At 64.5% G+C, this 16,955-nt stretch carries 22 protein-coding genes; 11 read left to right on the forward strand and 11 right to left on the reverse strand.

The window, feature by feature from the left end; all coding sequences use genetic code 11:
- Window positions 1-84: 84 nt before the first annotated feature.
- From ATK23_RS15630 to ATK23_RS15645, 4 genes are all read left to right on the forward strand, one after another.
- The gene (locus ATK23_RS15630) at window positions 85-1,296 is read left to right on the forward strand and encodes a thiolase family protein (RefSeq protein WP_066143931.1); all 1,212 of its coding nucleotides are present in this window, start codon (window positions 85-87) and stop codon (window positions 1,294-1,296) included.
- A gap of 19 nt (window positions 1,297-1,315) precedes the next feature.
- On the forward strand, window positions 1,316-1,987 hold the full coding sequence (locus ATK23_RS15635; RefSeq protein WP_066143934.1) for a 3-oxoacid CoA-transferase subunit A: 672 nt from the start codon (window positions 1,316-1,318) through the stop codon (window positions 1,985-1,987).
- Window positions 1,987-2,643: a 3-oxoacid CoA-transferase subunit B gene (locus tag ATK23_RS15640; RefSeq protein WP_038992440.1), complete on the forward strand. Its 657-nt coding sequence runs from the start codon at window positions 1,987-1,989 to the stop codon at window positions 2,641-2,643. Before ATK23_RS15635 ends, ATK23_RS15640 begins: the two co-directional genes overlap by 1 nt.
- A gap of 82 nt (window positions 2,644-2,725) precedes the next feature.
- Window positions 2,726-3,508 carry an IclR family transcriptional regulator domain-containing protein gene (locus tag ATK23_RS15645; RefSeq protein ID WP_066143936.1) on the forward strand — a complete coding sequence of 261 codons (783 nt, stop codon included), beginning with the start codon at window positions 2,726-2,728 and terminating at the stop codon, window positions 3,506-3,508.
- Window positions 3,509-3,521: 13 nt separating this feature from the next.
- Here ATK23_RS15645 and ATK23_RS15650 read toward each other — a convergent pair whose 3' ends face one another.
- The 3 genes from ATK23_RS15650 to ATK23_RS15660 form a co-directional block, all read right to left on the reverse strand.
- Entirely contained in the window at window positions 3,522-4,121 is a 600-nt protein-coding gene (locus ATK23_RS15650; protein WP_066143939.1) for a cysteine hydrolase family protein, read from the reverse strand.
- A gap of 84 nt (window positions 4,122-4,205) precedes the next feature.
- Window positions 4,206-4,604 (reverse strand): VOC family protein, encoded by a 399-nt coding sequence (locus ATK23_RS15655; RefSeq protein ID WP_066143942.1) that lies wholly within the window; start codon window positions 4,602-4,604, stop codon window positions 4,206-4,208.
- Window positions 4,605-4,699: 95 nt separating this feature from the next.
- Complete coding sequence (locus ATK23_RS15660) at window positions 4,700-5,581, reverse strand: lipase family alpha/beta hydrolase (RefSeq protein ID WP_066143944.1); 882 nt, start codon at window positions 5,579-5,581, stop codon at window positions 4,700-4,702.
- Between the two features lie 464 nt (window positions 5,582-6,045).
- Here ATK23_RS15660 and ATK23_RS15665 point away from each other — a divergent pair, with 464 nt between their 5' ends.
- From ATK23_RS15665 to ATK23_RS15675, 3 genes are read left to right on the forward strand one after another with little or no spacing between them, the layout of a single operon-like run.
- A complete protein-coding gene (locus ATK23_RS15665; RefSeq protein ID WP_066143947.1) occupies window positions 6,046-6,696 on the forward strand; it encodes an alpha/beta hydrolase in 651 nt (216 codons plus the stop codon).
- Window positions 6,693-7,727: an LLM class flavin-dependent oxidoreductase gene (locus ATK23_RS15670; RefSeq protein WP_066143949.1), complete on the forward strand. Its 1,035-nt coding sequence runs from the start codon at window positions 6,693-6,695 to the stop codon at window positions 7,725-7,727. The genes ATK23_RS15665 and ATK23_RS15670 overlap by 4 nt, the downstream gene beginning before the upstream one ends.
- Before the next feature lie 33 nt (window positions 7,728-7,760).
- Window positions 7,761-8,054, forward strand: a complete 294-nt coding sequence (locus tag ATK23_RS15675; protein WP_066143952.1) for a hypothetical protein — start codon at window positions 7,761-7,763, stop codon at window positions 8,052-8,054.
- Here the strand turns inward: ATK23_RS15675 and ATK23_RS15680 are convergent.
- Complete coding sequence (locus ATK23_RS15680; protein ID WP_157066426.1) at window positions 8,051-9,151, reverse strand: hypothetical protein; 1,101 nt, start codon at window positions 9,149-9,151, stop codon at window positions 8,051-8,053. The genes ATK23_RS15675 and ATK23_RS15680 overlap by 4 nt on opposite strands.
- Before the next feature lie 78 nt (window positions 9,152-9,229).
- On the opposite strand from ATK23_RS15680, the gene ATK23_RS15685 reads away from it, so the two are divergent.
- Window positions 9,230-9,661: a MarR family winged helix-turn-helix transcriptional regulator gene (locus tag ATK23_RS15685; RefSeq protein WP_038992432.1), complete on the forward strand. Its 432-nt coding sequence runs from the start codon at window positions 9,230-9,232 to the stop codon at window positions 9,659-9,661.
- 24 nt (window positions 9,662-9,685) lie between these two features.
- Here the strand turns inward: ATK23_RS15685 and ATK23_RS15690 are convergent, their stop codons facing one another.
- From ATK23_RS15690 to ATK23_RS15710, 5 genes are read right to left on the reverse strand one after another with little or no spacing between them, the layout of a single operon-like run.
- The gene (locus ATK23_RS15690) at window positions 9,686-9,895 is read right to left on the reverse strand and encodes a DUF1653 domain-containing protein (RefSeq protein ID WP_038992430.1); all 210 of its coding nucleotides are present in this window, start codon (window positions 9,893-9,895) and stop codon (window positions 9,686-9,688) included.
- Between the two features lie 39 nt (window positions 9,896-9,934).
- Entirely contained in the window at window positions 9,935-10,429 is a 495-nt protein-coding gene (locus tag ATK23_RS15695; protein WP_066143955.1) for a MogA/MoaB family molybdenum cofactor biosynthesis protein, read from the reverse strand.
- Entirely contained in the window at window positions 10,419-10,895 is a 477-nt protein-coding gene (moaC, locus tag ATK23_RS15700; protein WP_066143958.1) for a cyclic pyranopterin monophosphate synthase MoaC, read from the reverse strand. Before moaC ends, ATK23_RS15695 begins: the two co-directional genes overlap by 11 nt.
- Window positions 10,888-12,120 carry a molybdopterin molybdotransferase MoeA gene (locus ATK23_RS15705; RefSeq protein ID WP_066143963.1) on the reverse strand — a complete coding sequence of 411 codons (1,233 nt, stop codon included), beginning with the start codon at window positions 12,118-12,120 and terminating at the stop codon, window positions 10,888-10,890. The genes moaC and ATK23_RS15705 overlap by 8 nt, the downstream gene beginning before the upstream one ends.
- A 3-nt stretch (window positions 12,121-12,123) precedes the next feature.
- Window positions 12,124-12,375: a MoaD/ThiS family protein gene (locus tag ATK23_RS15710; RefSeq protein WP_066143967.1), complete on the reverse strand. Its 252-nt coding sequence runs from the start codon at window positions 12,373-12,375 to the stop codon at window positions 12,124-12,126.
- A gap of 39 nt (window positions 12,376-12,414) precedes the next feature.
- Here ATK23_RS15710 and ATK23_RS15715 point away from each other — a divergent pair, with 39 nt between their 5' ends.
- Window positions 12,415-13,587 (forward strand): ThiF family adenylyltransferase, encoded by a 1,173-nt coding sequence (locus ATK23_RS15715; protein ID WP_245858465.1) that lies wholly within the window; start codon window positions 12,415-12,417, stop codon window positions 13,585-13,587.
- A gap of 2 nt (window positions 13,588-13,589) precedes the next feature.
- Window positions 13,590-13,997: a molybdenum cofactor biosynthesis protein MoaE gene (locus ATK23_RS15720; protein ID WP_211286073.1), complete on the forward strand. Its 408-nt coding sequence runs from the start codon at window positions 13,590-13,592 to the stop codon at window positions 13,995-13,997.
- Between the two features lie 263 nt (window positions 13,998-14,260).
- Here ATK23_RS15720 and ATK23_RS15725 read toward each other — a convergent pair whose 3' ends face one another.
- Window positions 14,261-15,217 (reverse strand): helix-turn-helix transcriptional regulator, encoded by a 957-nt coding sequence (locus ATK23_RS15725; RefSeq protein ID WP_066143979.1) that lies wholly within the window; start codon window positions 15,215-15,217, stop codon window positions 14,261-14,263.
- Window positions 15,218-15,321: 104 nt separating this feature from the next.
- Between ATK23_RS15725 and ATK23_RS15730 the strand changes: the two genes are divergently transcribed.
- Window positions 15,322-15,867: a DinB family protein gene (locus ATK23_RS15730; RefSeq protein WP_211286074.1), complete on the forward strand. Its 546-nt coding sequence runs from the start codon at window positions 15,322-15,324 to the stop codon at window positions 15,865-15,867.
- On the opposite strand, the gene moaA is transcribed toward ATK23_RS15730, so the two are convergent.
- The gene (gene moaA / locus ATK23_RS15735; RefSeq protein WP_066143984.1) at window positions 15,864-16,904 is read right to left on the reverse strand and encodes a GTP 3',8-cyclase MoaA; all 1,041 of its coding nucleotides are present in this window, start codon (window positions 16,902-16,904) and stop codon (window positions 15,864-15,866) included. The two genes, ATK23_RS15730 and moaA, sit on opposite strands and share 4 nt — an antisense overlap.
- Window positions 16,905-16,955 lie beyond the last annotated feature (51 nt).

Here is a 16,955-nt window from a genome sequence, read left to right on the forward strand (position 1 = left end):
CCCGATGGGTGGAAACTGGTAAAGTTCAACATACGAACATAAGTTCACGATGTGAACATCTTATAGCGATGGAGCAGTGAGACGATGCAGCAGGCCTACCTATACGACGCAATCCGCACGCCATTCGGCAAAATCGGCGGCTCCCTGTCCAGCCACCGTCCCGACGACCTGGCCGCCCACGTGGTGCGCGAACTGGTAGCCCGTGCTCCGCAGCTGGACAGTGCGCAAATCGACGAGTCGATCTTCGGCAACGCCAACGGCGCCGGCGAGGAAAACCGCAATGTGGCCCGCATGGCCACCCTGCTCGCTGGCCTGCCCACCTCGCTGCCGGGCACCACGATGAACCGCCTGTGCGGCTCCTCGCTGGATGCCTCCATCGCCGCCTCCCGGCAGATCGCCACCGGCGACGCGGACCTGGTTCTGGTTGGCGGCGTCGAATCCATGTCCCGCGCCCCTTGGGTGCTGCCCAAGACCGAGCGCCCGTTCCCGATGAGCAATCTGGAACTGGCCAACACCACCCTGGGCTGGCGCCTGGTCAACCCGGCCATGCCGGGTCAGTGGACGGTGTCGCTGGGTGAGGCCACCGAGCAGCTGCGCGAGAAGCACAACATCTCCCGCGAGGACCAGGACGAGTTCTCGGCCCGCTCGCACAAGCAGGCTGCGGCCGCCTGGGAGGCCGGCAAGTATGAGAACCTGGTGGTCCCGGTGCCGCCGGCAACCAAGCGCGGGGTGGAAGTCACCCGCGACGAGACCATCCGCGCCGATTCCACCACCGAAACCCTCTCCAAGCTGCGCACCGTCTTCCGCACCGGGGAGAACGCCACGGTCACCGCCGGCAACGCCTCGCCGATGAGCGACGGCGCCTCGGCCGCCTTCCTCGGCTCCGAGCGCGGCGGGCAACTGCTGGGCGCAGACCCGATTGCCCGCCTTGTCTCCAACGGCGCTGCCGCCCTGGAACCGCAGTTCTTCGGCTTCGCACCGGTCGAGGCGGCCAACAAGGCGCTGGCCAAGGCCGGCCTGAAGTGGTCGGACATCGCCGCGGTGGAACTGAACGAGGCCTTCGCCGCCCAGTCGCTGGCCTGCATCCGCGCCTGGGATATCGACCCGGCGATCGTCAACGCCTGGGGCGGGGCCATCTCCATCGGCCACCCGCTGGGCGCCTCGGGCCTGCGCATCCTGGGCACCGTCGCCCGCCGGCTGCAGGAATCCGGCGAACGATACGGCATCGCCGCGATCTGCATCGGCGTGGGCCAGGGGCTGGCAGTCGTCGTCGAGAACGTGAACGCAACCAAGTAGCTTGTAGAAAGGCAGCATCATGGCACCACGTATTGCCACCTCGGCCGCGGACGCCGTCGCCGAGATCACCGACGGATCCACCGTGCTGATCGGCGGCTTCGGCAACGCCGGGCAGCCGATGGAACTGATCGACGCGCTCATGCAGTGCGGCGCCACCGACCTGACGGTGGTCAACAACAACGCCGGGCAGGCCGATGCCGGCCTGGCCCTGCTGATCAAGGAGCGCCGGGTGAAGAAGATCATCTGCTCCTTCCCGCGCCAGTCCGACTCCTGGCACTTCGATACGGCCTACCGGGCCGGGGAAATCGAGCTGGAACTGGTGCCGCAGGGCAACCTGGCCGAGCGCATCCGCGCCGCCGGGGCCGGCATTGGCGGGTTCTTCACTCCCACCGGCTACGGCACGCTGCTGGCCGAGGGCAAGGAAACCCGCATCATCGATGGCAAGGGCTATGTGCTGGAAACCCCGATACATGCGGACTTCGCGCTGATCAAGGCGCTGAAGGCCGACACGCTGGGCAACTTGGTCTACCGCAAGACCGCACGCAATTTCGGCCCGATCATGGCCACCGCGGCCAAGGCGGCCATCGTCCAGGTGGACGAGGTCGTGCAGGCCGGTGCCATCGATCCGGAAAACGTCATCACCCCGGGCATTTTCGTGGATACCGTGGTGGAACTGGGAGGGGAAAAGTAATGAGCGCATTCAGCACCACCGAGGCGAAGCTCACCCGCGATGAAATGGCGCAGCTGGTGGCCGCCGACATCCCGGCTGGCGCCTTCGTGAACCTGGGCATCGGCCAGCCGACCAACGTCTCGAACTACCTCACCAAGGAGCAGGGGGTTACCCTGCACACCGAGAACGGCATGCTGGGCATGGGCCCGGTCGCCACCGGCGAGGACATCGACGAGGACCTGATCAATGCAGGCAAGATCCCGGTCACCGAGCTGCCCGGCGCCTCCTTCTTCCACCACGCTGATTCCTTCGCGATGATGCGCGGCGGGCACCTGGACGTGTGCGTGCTCGGCGCCTTCCAGGTCTCCAAGGACGGCGACCTGGCCAACTGGCACACCGGTGCCGAAGGCGCCATCCCCGCAGTGGGCGGCGCCATGGACCTGGCCATCGGCGCCAAGGCAACCTGGGTAATGATGAGCCTGTTCACCAAGGCCGGTGAATCCAAGCTCGTCGAGGCGCTGAGCTACCCGGTCACCGGCCTGGGCTGCGTCTCGCGGATCTACACCGAAGTCGCGGTCTTCGAGCTGCGCGATTCGAAGGTCTTCGTGCGCTCCACCCATGGCATCAGCTTCGATCAGCTGGCGGCCAAGGTTCCGGTGGAACTGACCAAGGCATAGCAGACACAGTAGATTAGTGGGGTGCGCATCGGGGAACCCGGACGCGCACCCCGCAATCATTTGAGCACGCGCAAGGAGCACGGTGAGCGAGCAGGCAGCACCAACCGCATCGGTCCAGTCACTGGCCCGGGGCTTGGCGGTCATCAGCAGCTTCGACGCAGAACACGCGTCGATGACCCTCTCCGAGGTCGCCGCCCGGACAAACCTGTCCCGGGCCACCGCCCGGCGGTTCCTGCTGACCCTGGTGGATCTGGGCTATGTGCGCACCGACGGCAAGCACTTCGAGCTGACTTCCAAGGTCCTGCAGCTGGGCTATGCCTACCTGTCCAGCGCCACCTTGCCGCAGCTGATCGAACCGGTGCTCGAGGAACTCTCTGCCGCCGTGCACGAATCGGCTTCCGCCTCCATCCTTGACGGTTCGGATATCGTCTACATCGCCCGCGTGCATACCCGTTCGATCATGCGGGTAGGCATTTCGGTGGGCACCCGCTTCCCTGCGGCCAATACCTCCATGGGCCGGGTGCTGCTGGCCCACCAGCCGGCGGAAATCCAGCAGGAGGTGCTGTCCGCCGGGGTGCAGTCGATGACCGGATTGGGCATTGGAGATGCGGCTGCGCTGCGCGAGGAACTGGAGAAGATCCGCGCCCAGGGCTATGCGGTGGTGGACCAGGAACTGGAAATCGGGTTGCGCTCGGTGGCGGTGCCGGTGTTCAGCGCCGATGGCACCGTGGTGGCCGCGATGAACGTGTCGATGAGCGTGCATCCGAATACCGCTGGCACCGCGCAGGATGCCGCCCAGGCGGTGCTGCCGCGGCTTCTCGAAGCCGCGCAGCAGGTGCGCGAGGCGCTGGCCGCCAGCCGCTAGCGGCCGCCGTGGATCAGCCAGCGGCCGGATCCCATTGGATGTCGGCGCAGCCGGTGATCGTGGCGAGCAGCCCGAGCGATTCGATGCTCGCCGCATGGGCGGCCTCGGCGGCCGCCGAGCAGGCATCTTCCACGATCACTACCCGGCAGCCGTGGTCCACAGCCGCCCGGGCGGTGCTTTCCACCGAGATATTCGTCGCCACCCCGGCAATCAGCAGGGTGTCGATGCCACCGGATTCGAGCAGCCCAGCTAGTTCGGTGCCGAAGCCGCCGACCTGCTGGTTGGTGATGACCGCATCGCCGGGTCCAGGGATCAGCCGCTGGATGATCGCTGCCGAATCCGTGCCGTCCACCAGGCAGCCGGCTTGCTGCACCATTTGCAGCAGCGGGGAATTGGGAACCAGATCGCTGAAGCCGGGGGCGAAGGCAATGCGGGTGTAAATGATGCTGGCACCGGCCGCGCGGGCCTTCTCCAGCAGTCCGGTCAGTTGGCCCACCACGTTCCGGCGGGTGATCTGCTGGTGGAACAATTCCGCGAAGGCGCCATCGGGTCCGATGCTGTCCCCTTGGTTGTGGATGGACATCACTGCCGTCCTGGACGAGTCGAAACTCATGGGATGCCCCTTTTCCGCGGGCCGCCGACCTCCTCAGCGGCGCTCGGTTTCAGCTTGCCACGGGCACGGTACGCACGCCAGCTTTTATTTTCGCGGCCCGCGCACGTCCCGGCGCAGCGGATGATCTGCCGGCACCTGCACCAGCACGATCCTGGTTCCGTCGGGATCCCCGATCCATGCCTCGACCAGGCCCCAGTCCTCCTGGCATGCCTCGCGGAGCACCTTCGCGCCGCGGGCGGACAGTTGTTCCAGTTCCGCGCGCACATCCCGCACCTGCATCCAGAGCACCAAGGTGGAGGGCGTGCCAGGCGCCCTGCGCCCGGAGACTTCCAGCTGGCCATTGCCCAGGAAGAACACCATGCCTGGTTGCTCGGCCGGACCGAATTCCCGGGCCACGGCCAGCTGCAGCACTTCGCGGTAGAACCGTTGGGTTGCGGCCAGATCCACCGGCCGCAGCAGCACCCTGCTGGAAAGTACGTCCATGGCCACCAATCTAGTAGCTGGCTGGCGCACTGCCTAGGGGTGCTCCGGGTGCGTCCCGGCACCGGGAGGTGATGCCGGGACGCGTACTGGCCTGCTTACAGGTAGCAGGATGGGCGGTAGCCGGGGTCTGCCGGGCCATCGGTGGCCAGGGCGTTGAGCACCCAGCGATGGACCACCGTATCAACGTTCACGTCGAGGTGTCCCGAGATATTCAATGGGCATTTGTCCTGCAGCAGGACGTTGGTCACCTGTTCGCTCTCTCCCTTCAGGAACTGCGATTTGTAGGGCATGACGATCTCGTCGTACTTGGTGGCAATTACCGTATAGTCCGGGCCGGCAACGGTGTCGCCGATGGCATTCAGCTCGGTCATGAAGTCACTGCCGGACACCTGGTCGGCGCAGGAATCGCAGATCCAAGTGTCAATGCTGTTGGCAATTGCCACACCAGTGGCGGTCGGGACCAGGATGCCCTGGGTGCCGTGGCTGGATGGGGCGATCGACACCAGGTCGTTGACGTACTTCGCACCGCCCATGTGGCCCACGTACCAGCGCGGCATCATTCCGCCTTGGCTGTGCCCGACGATGTCCACTTTCTTGGCACCGGTGGCCTGGCGGACGCGGTCAATGAAATCGCCCAGTTCGGCCGCCGAGTCGGGGACATGCGCGGCCCCGGAAAGCCCGTTTTCAAAGCCGTAGTTCAGTGCGAAAACGCAATAGCCGTTGCGCTTGAGCTTGGGAGACAGGGAGATCCAGTTGAGGTCCATCGTTTCAAAGGTGCCGTGAACCAGGACTACGGGGTAGGGGTGTTCTGCATCGGGCGTGCAGTCCCAGTCGTTGGCTCCCACTGGGCTGATGCCAAGAGTGGAAACCGTGCCGGCTTGCGCGGTGCTTGCCGGGCTTGGCGCGACGGCCGGAGCGGCGAGTGCTGCGGCGGCCAGGCACAGTGCGCCCAGACCGGAGAGTATGCGTCGTTGCATGGTTGTCCTTCGGGTAAAAGTTGGAAGAAACTTGCTACCCGCCAGTAGTAAAACGAAATGATCACAGTAATTTTGATCGCTGTCCAGAGTTTTCTGCCGCCGAATTCTTGCGTGAAGTGGGATGGGATACCTCCGGATTCAATGATTCCGCCAAGGCGAATCCCCGAGTTTTCGCATTCGCTTCGGGCCGATTCCGGGCCGGGATTATCTTAGTTGACCAGCAGGTTCGTACTGCTGCCGCGCGGCTCTTGGCAGAGGGTGAACTGGATCGCAGTGTAGCTCGCTTCAGAAATTCCGAATGGGCCTGGTCGGGTGTATGCGACGAGTTGGATTGAAAAAATTTACTTGTATCTTCAATCAATTCCAGTATGCTTGGACTATGAACATTGCCGGGAAGGCTGCCGTGAAAGCTGAACTTCCGCCTCCGGCACTGACCCCGGCAACTGATGAGGAGCTGACCTGCCATGAGCAACCTGTTGAGCGATGTGCGTTCTTCCAACTGGGATGACGCCGCGGAATCCGGCGCCGTGCTGGTCTTCCTGCATGGCTTCGGCTCCAATGAGCACGACCTGGCTTCGCTGGCCGAACCGCTGGGCCTTCAATTGCCGTGGGCTTCGCTGCGCGCACCGCTGGAATTGGGCCACGGCGGGGCCGCCTGGTTCCAGATCACCACACCGGGCGTCCCCGACGCGGCACCGGTGGAAGCGGCCACCGCAGCCATCTGGGCCTGGATCGATTCAAATGCGGACGCCTCCACCAAGATTATTCCGGTCGGTTTCTCCCAGGGCGGGCTGATGGCCAGCCAGCTGCTGCGCACCCGTCCCGAGCGCGTCCTGGCCACCACGATCCTCGGCGGTTTCGTGCTTGGCGGCACCCAGCCAGCCGATGGAATCATCGCCGGCCAGCGACCCGCCGTCTTCTGGGGCCGCGGCACCGAAGACCGGGTCATCGCCCCGGTCGCCATCGAACGGACCGCCGGGTTCCTGCCCGAGCACTCGACCCTGAATGAACGGACCTACCCGGGGCTGGCCCACGGCATCAACATGGATGAGCTGTACGACGTGCGCAGCCATATTTCCGCGCAGCTGGATGCGATGGCGGCAGGCAACGCATGAGCCAGGGCGCGCCCTTTGAAATCGGTATCTTCACCTTCGGGGAATTGACCAGGGATGCCGACGGTAAGCCCATCGATGCGGCCACCAGGATGCGCGACATCCTTGAATGGGCGCGGGTCGCAGACCAGGCCGGACTGGACGTCTTTGGCGTGGGCGAGCATCACCGCGAGGACTTCGCGGTGTCCGTCCCTCCGGTAGTGCTCGCGGCCGCCGCAGCGCAAACCAGGAACATCAAGTTGACCAGCACCGTCACGGTGCTTTCCTCAGCCGACCCGGTACGCGTCTTCGAGGACTTCTCCACAGTGGACCTGATCAGCGGCGGCCGCGCCGAAATCACCGCCGGCCGCGGGGCGTACCTGGAATCCTTCCCGCTCTTCGGCCAGTCGCTGGAACGCTACGACGAGTACTTCGAGGAAAAGCTGGATCTGCTGCTGAAGATCCGCGACGAAAACCCCGTGACCTGGAGCGGCAACACCCGCGCGCCGCTGGATGAGGCGGGGGTCTGGCCTCGTCCGGTTCAGGAGCAACTGCCCATCTGGGCAGCCGTAGGCGGCACGCCGGCCTCGGCGGTGCGTGCCGGTCGGCTAGGGTTGCCGCTGTACCTGGCGATCCTCGGCGCACCTGAACGCTTCGGGCCGCTGGCCCAGCTCTATCGCCGTGCCACGCACGAAGCCGGGCGCGAGCCAGGACGCATCGGGGTAACTTCGCACTTCTATGCCGAGGAAACCTCGCAGGGCGCCCGGAACAGCTTCTACCCGCACTACAGCTCCTACATCGGGCAGAACATGCCGCGTGTAGGATTTCTGGATCGCGAATCCTTCGAGGCATGGGCCTCCCCGCGCGGGGCGCTCCTTGCCGGCAGCCCGGCAGAAATCGTGGACAAGATCCTGTGGGAGCACGAGATCTTGGGCCACACCCGTTTCCTGGCGCAGGTGGGTCTGGGCGGCCTGTCGCAGGCGCAGACCTTGCGTTCCGTCGAGCTGCTGGCTACAGAAGTCCTGCCACAAGTGCGCGCCGCGTTGGGCCAATAGCGCCGGCAGCAAGGCGGCGGCTAGACTAGAACCATGCACGCAGTAGAGAAGCGCCTGCGCGAGATCCGGCAAGCCATCTCGAATCTGCGCGAGGCGGCGGCAATGGACGGCGATGCGCAGCGGGCGGGCGTGGCACAGTTGCTCGGCGAGCTGTTCGGGCAGGTCTCGACCCGTGAGGAATTGCGTGAGGCCGCCGCGCAGGCGATGCGGGACTACCAAGGCGGCATGGGATCATTCCAGGATGCCGGCACCCCGGCGATGGGTGATGCGGTCGACGGACTGCGGCGCGCGCTGGCCAAAGCACGATCAAGACTGCCTGCCGGCTAGGCCGCGACAGCCTCTTCGACGTCCTGGATCGCGGCATGCTCGTTCGCGATGCGGGTTCTGCGCACGCTCCAGGCGTGGGTCAGGATCACCAGCAGGATCCCGGGAATGAGCCACAACAGCAGCCGCAGGATATCCATGCTTATGGAATGCTCGGGAAAGTAGACCAGGGTCTGCACAGCATGCAGCCACCCTGCGCCGTTCCAGAACGAGTTCAGTGCACCATAGAAGCCGGGCTGCATCTGAGGCTGGAAGATGCCGCCGGAGCTCGTGAAGTTCAACGCGACGAAGCATAGCGTCAGCATTGGGGTGGTCCAGTGGCGCAGCAGCGGATGCAGGCCCAGGCCCAGCAAGGTGATGCCGGCGGCGTAAACCCAGGAAATCATCCAGATGCCCGTGAACCGGGGCTCGATGATCCCGTAGACCGGGCCTGCGATGATCACTGCGATCGTGGCAACCACTGCGGCGGCGACCGCCGCCAGGACCAGGCGCACCGGCAGCTTGACCTTGCCCATGAACCCGGCCAGCGGAACGGCGCTGGCATAGCCGCCAATGCTCAATGCAACCAGCAGGAAGAACAGGCCCTGCCCGGTGGTGTCCTGCGCTCCCGTGGGCACGACATCCTCGATGCGCAAGGGCAGGTCCTGCTCATAGGCCACGTCCATGAAGATCTTCTGGGCGATATTCGCCGACGTTTCCGATGCTGCGCTGGAAATGTACAGCGTTGCGGTGCCGTTGCCTGTTTCGTACGCGGCCGCGAGCTCGCGCTGTCCGACCAGTTTCCGAGCCTGCGCGGCATCAGCGACCGTGCGCACTCCCAAGGCGCCGTCGGATTCATCCTGCAAGGTTTGGGCGAAGACCTTGGACTGCGCGGAACCGCCGACGACTGCTACCTGCACGTTGTGCGGACTGGGCGCATGGAACGCGCCCAGATAGAACAAGCCCATGATTGCGCACAGGAAGAACGGGATCAGCATGGTCAAGGCCAGCTTTCCCCAGCCCAGCGGTGCCCGCTTGGGCGCAGGGGACGGCTTTGCGTCCATGCAGACGGTCTGCGTGGAGTCGGAGGATGGGCGCGGGGCGGTGTCGGTGAGAGTCATCAGCACCCAAGAATACTCTTAATGTTGCATGATGCAACTTTAAGATTCCGATGAAGCCCGGGGTACTAGACTCGGGACATGGGCAAGGAACAGCGCGAAGCCGACATCCAATCGATTTTCCACCACATGCAACTGATTACCCGGCGGGCAAATTCGCGCTCCCGCCAGCTGGCCGAGCCGTTGACGCTCGTGGAGCATTCCCTGCTGCGCTTCATTGCCGATACTCCCGGAACCCGGGCTACCGACATTGCCGAGGCATTCTCGCTGAACCGGTCGACAGTTTCCCGGCAAGTGGGCACGCTGCTGGAGTTGGGATACATCGCCTATGACGCTGCCGAATCAGGGCGCGGGCGCGTACTGGAACTGACTGAGCTGGGAAGCGATCGGCTTCAGGCATCCGCCGCAGTGCACCGCGCCGCGGTAGCCGACCGCCTGGATGGCTGGAGCGAAGAGCAGATCTCCACCTTTGCCGAAGCCTTGGCACGCTATAACGAGGCCGACTCGCAGTAGAGCCAGGGAATTCCGCGACCGGTCCTATGCGATCCTGGCGAACCGCGGTCCGCTGTAGCCGTCGCGTTCAACGTGTTCCGCGAACATTTGAAGCGGCCGGGCCCAGAAGCTGTAGTCATCGTAGAGCTTGCGGTAGAAGACCAGCGGCTCTTCGGTCTCGCTGTGCTTTCCCACGGCCAGCACCTCATAGCGCTGTCCCTTGAAATGCTGGTAGATGCCGGGTTCGATGCTCACCGTGGCGGCCTTTCTGGTCAATTGGGATGCAGGAAAACTTTAGCGCGAGCCGTGCCCGGCACCGCCGCCGCTGCGCTGGGCCAGCAGGTGCTCTAGGATCGGTTCCAGGACCGCCAGCCCGTCCTTCACTCCGCCGGTGGATCCGGGCAGCGTGATCACGAAGCTGCTGCCAGCGAATCCTGCCACCCCGCGGGTAATGATGGACATCGGGGTTGAGGCCTCTCCGCGCCGGCGGATGGCCTCGATGATACCGGGCAGCTGGACATCGAGCAGCGGGGCAACCATTTCGGGGGATTGGTCATCGGGCGAGACCCCGGTCCCGCCGGTGACCATCACTACCTGGCTGCCATTGGCCAGCAGCTCATCCACGGCGAAACGCACCGGCTGCCCGTCGGCTACCACCGTCGGTTTCCCGGTGTCGAAACCGCGCTCGGACAGCCACCGGGTGATCAGCGGGCCGGTCTTGTCTTCTGCTTTGCCTGCTGCGGCGCTGGTCGAGGCGACCACAATGGCCGCCGTGCGGCTACTCTCCACGGACCCAGTCACCGCTTTTGCCTCCGGACTTCGCCAAAACCTTCACTGACCGGACCTCTGCGTGCTTGTCCACGGCCTTGACCATGTCGTAGAGGGTCAGCGCGGCGACGCTGGCGGCGGTCAATGCTTCCATCTCCACTCCGGTGACCCCCTCGGTGGTCACCTGGGCGGTGACCCGCACGGCAGATTCCTCGGCGGTAAAATCAATGGACACCTTGGAAATCGGCAGCGGGTGGCACAACGGGACCAGTTCCCAGGTGCGTTTGGCCGCCATGATGCCAGCGACCCGCGCAGTGCCCAGCGCCTCGCCCTTGGGCAGGTCGCCGGTCATCAGCATCGGGACGACATCCGGGCGGGTGGCAAAGATGGCCTCGGCGGTAGCCACGCGCTTGGTGACCGCTTTGTCGCTGACGTCGACCATATGGGCGCTGCCATCTTCGCGCAGGTGGGTGAGTTTTTCAGACATTCATGCTCCAAGTTTCAATGCTTTGGCCGGCAACCAGCTGGGTGACGCCTACCGGGATGTGCACCAGCGCGTCGGCGCGGGCCAGGTCGTGGACCAGATGGGAACCCGGATCCAGGATGGTGACCTGGCCATCGCGGATCAGCGCCCGGCGAACTTGGTGCTTGTGCTCTGGGGAACTGGCTTCGGCTGCCAGCGGATAGTGCCCGGGCCGGGGTTCCGGCAGGCCATTGAATTCCCGCAGCAGCGGGACCAGGAACAGCTCGGCAGAGAGCAGCGCGCTGACCGGGTTGCCCGGAAAGCACAGCACCGTTGCGTCTCCCAGTTGCGCATAGCCCTGCGGTCCGCCGGGCTGGATGGCCACGTGGTGGAAGTTGCCGCCTAGCGGCGACAGGGCTTGGCGGACCACCTCGTAGGCGCCGGCGCTGATGCCTCCGACGGTCACGATCAGGTCCACTTCTGCCTGCAGCTCGTCGATGGCCGCGACGAAGCCTTGCGGATCATCGGGCAGCTGGATGGTGCGGACCTCGACCTGGTGCCGGCGCAGCAGGGCCGCGAGCATCGGCGAATTGGCATCCGGGATCTGCCCTTCGGCCAGCTGGCCATTGCTCAGCTCATCGCCGGTGGTGCACAGCGCCACCTTCAGGGCGCGGCGCACCGGGATTTCGGTCAGCCCGCTGGAAGCCAGGGCCGCGATCATTGCAGGGGCCAAGCGGGTGCCGGCCGGTGCCACGAGGGCGCCTGCTGCCAGATCCACGCCGGCCGGGCGGATGAAGCGCCCTTCGGGACTCGGCGCGGTGAATGCTGCCTGGCCGCTGGGAGTGCCGTGGCCGCAACGCACGAGTTCGGGAAAGGTTCCGGTGGCGCTTTCCTCCACGGGAATGACGGTGTCGGCTCCGGCCGGGATCATTGCGCCGGTCATCACCGGGCTGGCGGTGCCCGGCTGCAGCTCCAGCTGCGGGTCCCCGGCGGCGGCGGTGAAGCCCAAGGGCAGGGAGACCGGGGCATCGGGTGCCGCGGACAACAGATCTGCGCTGCGTACGGCGTAGCCGTCCATCTGCGAATTCGTGAACGCGGGGATGGGCAGCACAGCGAAGGTGTCCTCGCTGGTGATCCGGTCGCACAGCTGCTCGCTGGTTACGGGCAGCCATTGCGTGCCAAGCGAATCGAAGACCGGTTTGAGCAGGCTAGCCAGCTCTGCGCGATGGTTTTCAAGGGTGCAGGTCATGGGCTATCCGCCTGCAAAAGGCGGCAGCACGTCCACGGTGAGCTCGCCGGTGGGTCCCAGCTCGCCGGCATCGCGGCGCACCACACCGTTGACCAGGAAGCTTCCGGCACGCAGCACCTGGGCCATCTCGTTCCCGTGGGTGTCGATGAGCTGCGTGCGCAGCTGAGCCAGGGTTTCTGGCCGCTCCCAGGTTTCCTGCTCGGTGCCCGCCGCCGCCGCGGCGGCAGCGAAGTAGCGTATCGTGATCTTCGACATGACTTCATGCTATCGCGCTAGAGCGAACAGGACACGATGATGAGCGAAGGCTACTTCCCAGCCCTAGTCGCACCCGGTGCGGAACTCAGCGGCGAACAGGCTAAGCGGGCCGCACGCCAGCTCTCGTTGCCCGGATTCGATGAGGTATCCCAGCGCCGCTTGGCCGCCGCCCGCGTGCTGGTGATCGGCGCCGGAGGCCTGGGCAGCGCCTGCATCCCGTATCTGGTCGGGGCAGGGGTAGGCACCATTGGCATCGTGGATGACGACGTGGTGGAACTGTCCAACCTGCATCGCCAGGTCACCCATACCACCGCGAATATCGGCAAATCCAAGACCGCGTCGCTGGCCCAGGCGGCCACCGCGCTGGATCCGAACGTAAAGATCATCGAGCACAACCTGCGCCTGGATTCCTCCAATGCGCTGGAGATCTTTGCGAATTATGACCTCGTGATCGACGGCAGCGACAACTTCCCGACCCGTTACCTGTCCAATGATGCTGCGCAGCTCACCGGCATCCCGCTGATCTGGGGATCCATCCTGCAGCACCACGGCCAGGTCTCCGTGGCCTGGCATGAGCAAGGTCCGGGCTACCGCGATCTCTTCCCGGTTCCTCCAGCCCCGGGCACCATCCCGGACTGCGCGGCCGGGGGAGTGCTGCCCGGATTATGCGGAACTATCGGTTCGCTGCTCGCCACCGAAGCACTGAAGCTCATCGCGGGACTGGGCCAGCCGCTGGTGGGCAAGGTGCTGATCTATGATGCGCTGGCTGCAAGCACCCGCACCCTGGAATACTCCCGCGACCCGCAAGCCCCCGAAATCTCCGGGCTGATCGACTACGTGCACTTCTGCGCCGGATCGCTGCCGGAGGCCGAATCCGTCGGCGCCGAAGCGCTCGCCGACGCACTGGCCGGTGCGGATGCGCCGGTGCTGCTGGATGTGCGCAACGAGGACGAACGCGCACAGCAGCATATTGCAGGATCCCTGCACCTGCCGTTGCCCCAGCTGGAAGCGGCGATCGAATCCGGTGCCGAGCTGGAACAGATCCCTGAAAACGTCACCGTGTACTGCGCACGCGGACCGCGTTCGCAGCGCGCGGCATCCTTGCTCGCCACACGAGGCATCAAGGCAAATTATCTTGACGGCGGGTTGCCGGCCCTGGCCGAAGTTGCCCCGAACTTGCTAGCAGAACCAGCAGACATTGAAGGAGCTTGAGCATGAGCTACGCACTGATTACCGAAGAACCGATCGATGAAGCTGCGGTGAAGGCTGCCGTGGAATCCGATACTTCGGGAGCCTTGGTGATGTTCCATGGCATCATCCGCAACCATGATGGCGGCCAGTCGGTGAATTCCTTGGTTTACTCCCACCACCCGCAGGCACAAGAGTTCCTGGAAAAGATCATCGCCGAGGAAGAAGAACGCACTGGCCTGAAGCTCTCAGCAGTGCACCGCGTAGGACCTTTGGCCATCGGAGATGCGGCGCTGGTGGCGGCCTCGGCTGCAGCGCACCGCAAGGAAGCCTTCGATGCCATCGAGAACCTGGTGGAACGCATCAAGGCCGAGGTGCCGATCTGGAAAAAGCAGCACTTCACTTCCGGCAGCTCCGAATGGGTGGGGCTTTAGCAATTCGGTTGGTTCCGTGCGCTAGCACGTGGAGATCCGGACTTCGCGGGGGCGTGGCCATGGCCAGCTTCGAAAGCAATTAATCTTGGCAACGGCGCAATTGAATCGACCAGCAGCCGAGCCAAGTCACCAGGTTGACGCTTCACGGTTCAACAAGCCCACGTTTCGTGGTCTGTTCATTGCGCGCGGCTTCCAGGCCAGCGAGCAATCGTACGGCATTTTTCGGCGAGCACAGCAGCTAGCTGGTTTCGACAGCTGGAAGTCTACGTGCCAGGCTCTTGTGCAAGTCTGGCCGACCATTCCGACAGCAACTCCCGCAATTCCCTTGGCTGCACCTCGCTGACCGGTGCTTCGCTCAGCGCCAGCCCGAAAGCCGCCCACCGCAAGTCGGCATTCTCCGTGCGCACCATGCAACTGCGGTCATCGATCGGATCGATCTCGAACCACCGGCCAATGAGGGGTGCCAGCGCTTTCGCGCTGGAGTGCACCCGTGCGCTGACTGGTTGCACTCCGGAGCCGCGCAGCCCATTGCGAACAAACTGGGCTGCATCGCCGCCGGGGATCTGCCGCGGCGCAAAGCGCAACGCCCGCGGATCTGCGTTCTCGGCGCGGTCCACGCGGAAGCTGCGCCAATCATCGCGATCCAGATCAAAGGCCACCAGGTAGTAGCGGTTGCCGACATTCACCAACTGGGCCGGCTCGACCCTGCGCGAGCTCGCAACTCCCTTGGCATCCTGGTAGTCGAAGGCGATTCGTTCATGGTCGCGGCATGCCTGGGCAAAAGCCACCAGAACTGCCGGGTCCACGGAATCAGGTGAGGAAGTCGGGGAGTTCAGCGGGACGGTGCTGGAAGCCAGCGCTTGCACCCGCTGCCGGAGCTTGGACGGCAGCACCGGGACCACCTTGGACAGGGCACGCAGCCCCGCCTCCGCAAGCGCATCCTCGCCGCCGTGGACCGTCGACTGCAGTCCGACAACCAGCGCGACCGCTTCCTCGTCGTCAAGCACCAACGGAGGCAGTGCGGTGCCAGAAGACAGCTGATAGCCGCCGCCCACACCGCGATCCGCCTGCACCGGGTAGCCCAAGTCGCGCAACCGGTCGATGTCGCGGCGAACGGTGCGCAGGCTGACGTCCAAGCGTTCAGCCAGCTCGTCCCCGGACCAGTAGCGGTGGGTCTGCAGCAGGGACAGCAAACGCAGGAATCTGGTGCTGGTACTCATGCAACAAGTCTGCCTTGATTTAGGACAAAAACTGGCACTTTTGGCTTCTACTCTGGTTACTACCAGCTGGAAATACCCGCTGCAGCTTATGCCAGGAGGAAACCATGAGCACCATGGCCAACACCAACACCACCCTCACCGGGGAACGCGCCGACCTGTTCCAGGCCCTTGCCAATGCCCGGCATTTCCTGCGGTTCACCACCCAGAACCTCACCGATGAGCAGGCAGCCACTCGAACCACCGTCAGCGAGCTGACCCTCGGCGGGCTGATCAAGCATGTGACCGGAGTCGAGCAGCAATGGCAGGAATTCATGGTCAAAGGGCGGGCCGCAATGGCCTGGGACGGCATTGACTTCTCCGAACCGACCTCGGAGATGATCGAAGCCTTCCAGAACGAATTCAACATGCAGCCACACGAGACGTTGGACGAGCTCCTGGAAAACTACGCCCTGATAGCCGAGCGCACCGATGCCCTGCTGGCAGAAATCGATCTGGACACGGTTTACGAATTGCCCTCTGCCCCGTGGTTCACCGACACGCACTGGTCGGTGCGCCGCACTTTGCTGCACATCATTGCGGAAACAACCCAGCACGCCGGGCATGCGGACATCATCCGCGAATCCCTGGACGGGCAGAAATCGATGGGCTAGCCCCCGATGTAGGACATTTCGATGCGCTTGCGGTTCCCCGGGGTCAGCGCGGCCCTCAGCTCGGAGTAATTGTCGTTGCGCTTGCGCCAGTGTCCGGCCAGTGCGTTGGCCAACTCCTCATCGCTGATGCCGTCGCGCATCAGGGCGCGCAGGTCATAACCGGAGCCGGCGAACAGGCAGGTGTACAGCTGGCCTTCGGCCGAGACCCGGGCGCGCGAGCAATTGCCGCAGAAGGCATTGGTGACACTGGAGATCACGCCGATTTCCCCGGCGCCGTCGGTGTAGCGCCAGCGGTTGGCGGTTTCACCCGGCTCGGTCTTGCTGACCGGTTCCAGCGCCCAGCGCTTATTGACCATGGCCACAACCTCGGAAGAGGGCAGCACCTCGTCCAGCTTCCAGCCGTTGGTGGTGCCCACATCCATGTATTCAATGAAGCGCAGGATCGCACCGGTGCCGCGGAAATGCTCGGCCAGCGACAGGATCTCCGAATCGTTGACCCCGCGCTTGACCACCGTATTGATCTTCACCGGGCCCAGGCCCACCTCTTGAGCCACATCGATGGCGTGCAGCACCCGGGACACAGGGAAATCCACGTCATTGATCGCCTTGAACTTCTCGTCATCCAGAGAATCCAGCGAGATGGTGACACGGCGCAGCCCCGCGTCCTTGAGCTTCTGGGCCATGACCGGCAACGCCGAGCCGTTGGTGGTCATCGCCAAATCCACCGGCTGTCCCTCGGGGGTCTTCAGCTTCGAAAGCATGCTAACCAGGTCCACGATTCCGCGGCGCAGCAGCGGCTCGCCTCCGGTCAGGCGCAGCTTGGTGACCCCCAGCGAAACGCTGATCCGGGCCAGCCGCTCGATCTCCTCGAAGCTGAGCAGCTCGGAGCGCTCGCGGAACACGAAGTCGCGCCCGAAGATCTCTTTGGGCATGCAATACACGCAGCGGAAATTGCAGCGGTCAGTCACCGAGATCCGCAGGTCGTGCAGGGGCCGTCCTCGGGCATCGCCCAGGGAGCCGGCCGCTTGTGCTTTCATACTCTCCACAGTAGCTTCCGGCATCCTCGCGTGGAAGACGGTTAACCTGAA

This window comes from Glutamicibacter nicotianae (genome assembly GCF_002797775.1).
GTDB classification, from domain to species: Bacteria; Actinomycetota; Actinomycetes; order Actinomycetales; family Micrococcaceae; genus Glutamicibacter; species Glutamicibacter nicotianae.

Bases quoted from the DNA above. Each gene is read 5' to 3' on its own strand.
- ATK23_RS15630 (WP_066143931.1), top strand. From the start codon at position 85: ATGCAGCAGGCCTACCTATACGACGCAATCCGCACGCCATTCGGCAAA.
- ATK23_RS15655 (WP_066143942.1), bottom strand. From the start codon at position 4,604: ATGGACGTACTTTCCAGCAGGGTGCTGCTGCGGCCGGTGGATCTGGCC.
- ATK23_RS15725 (WP_066143979.1), bottom strand. From the start codon at position 15,217: ATGAGTACCAGCACCAGATTCCTGCGTTTGCTGTCCCTGCTGCAGACC.
- ATK23_RS15635 (WP_066143934.1), top strand. From the start codon at position 1,316: ATGGCACCACGTATTGCCACCTCGGCCGCGGACGCCGTCGCCGAGATC.
- ATK23_RS15685 (WP_038992432.1), top strand. From the start codon at position 9,230: ATGGGCAAGGAACAGCGCGAAGCCGACATCCAATCGATTTTCCACCAC.
- ATK23_RS15705 (WP_066143963.1), bottom strand. From the start codon at position 12,120: ATGACCTGCACCCTTGAAAACCATCGCGCAGAGCTGGCTAGCCTGCTC.
- ATK23_RS15665 (WP_066143947.1), top strand. From the start codon at position 6,046: ATGAGCAACCTGTTGAGCGATGTGCGTTCTTCCAACTGGGATGACGCC.
- moaC (WP_066143958.1), bottom strand. From the start codon at position 10,895: ATGTCTGAAAAACTCACCCACCTGCGCGAAGATGGCAGCGCCCATATG.
- ATK23_RS15675 (WP_066143952.1), top strand. From the start codon at position 7,761: ATGCACGCAGTAGAGAAGCGCCTGCGCGAGATCCGGCAAGCCATCTCG.
- ATK23_RS15730 (WP_211286074.1), top strand. From the start codon at position 15,322: ATGAGCACCATGGCCAACACCAACACCACCCTCACCGGGGAACGCGCC.
- ATK23_RS15670 (WP_066143949.1), top strand. From the start codon at position 6,693: ATGAGCCAGGGCGCGCCCTTTGAAATCGGTATCTTCACCTTCGGGGAA.
- ATK23_RS15680 (WP_157066426.1), bottom strand. From the start codon at position 9,151: ATGACTCTCACCGACACCGCCCCGCGCCCATCCTCCGACTCCACGCAG.
- ATK23_RS15650 (WP_066143939.1), bottom strand. From the start codon at position 4,121: ATGAGTTTCGACTCGTCCAGGACGGCAGTGATGTCCATCCACAACCAA.
- ATK23_RS15710 (WP_066143967.1), bottom strand. From the start codon at position 12,375: ATGTCGAAGATCACGATACGCTACTTCGCTGCCGCCGCGGCGGCGGCG.
- moaA (WP_066143984.1), bottom strand. From the start codon at position 16,904: ATGAAAGCACAAGCGGCCGGCTCCCTGGGCGATGCCCGAGGACGGCCC.
- ATK23_RS15720 (WP_211286073.1), top strand. From the start codon at position 13,590: ATGAGCTACGCACTGATTACCGAAGAACCGATCGATGAAGCTGCGGTG.
- ATK23_RS15640 (WP_038992440.1), top strand. From the start codon at position 1,987: ATGAGCGCATTCAGCACCACCGAGGCGAAGCTCACCCGCGATGAAATG.
- ATK23_RS15660 (WP_066143944.1), bottom strand. From the start codon at position 5,581: ATGCAACGACGCATACTCTCCGGTCTGGGCGCACTGTGCCTGGCCGCC.
- ATK23_RS15715 (WP_245858465.1), top strand. From the start codon at position 12,415: ATGAGCGAAGGCTACTTCCCAGCCCTAGTCGCACCCGGTGCGGAACTC.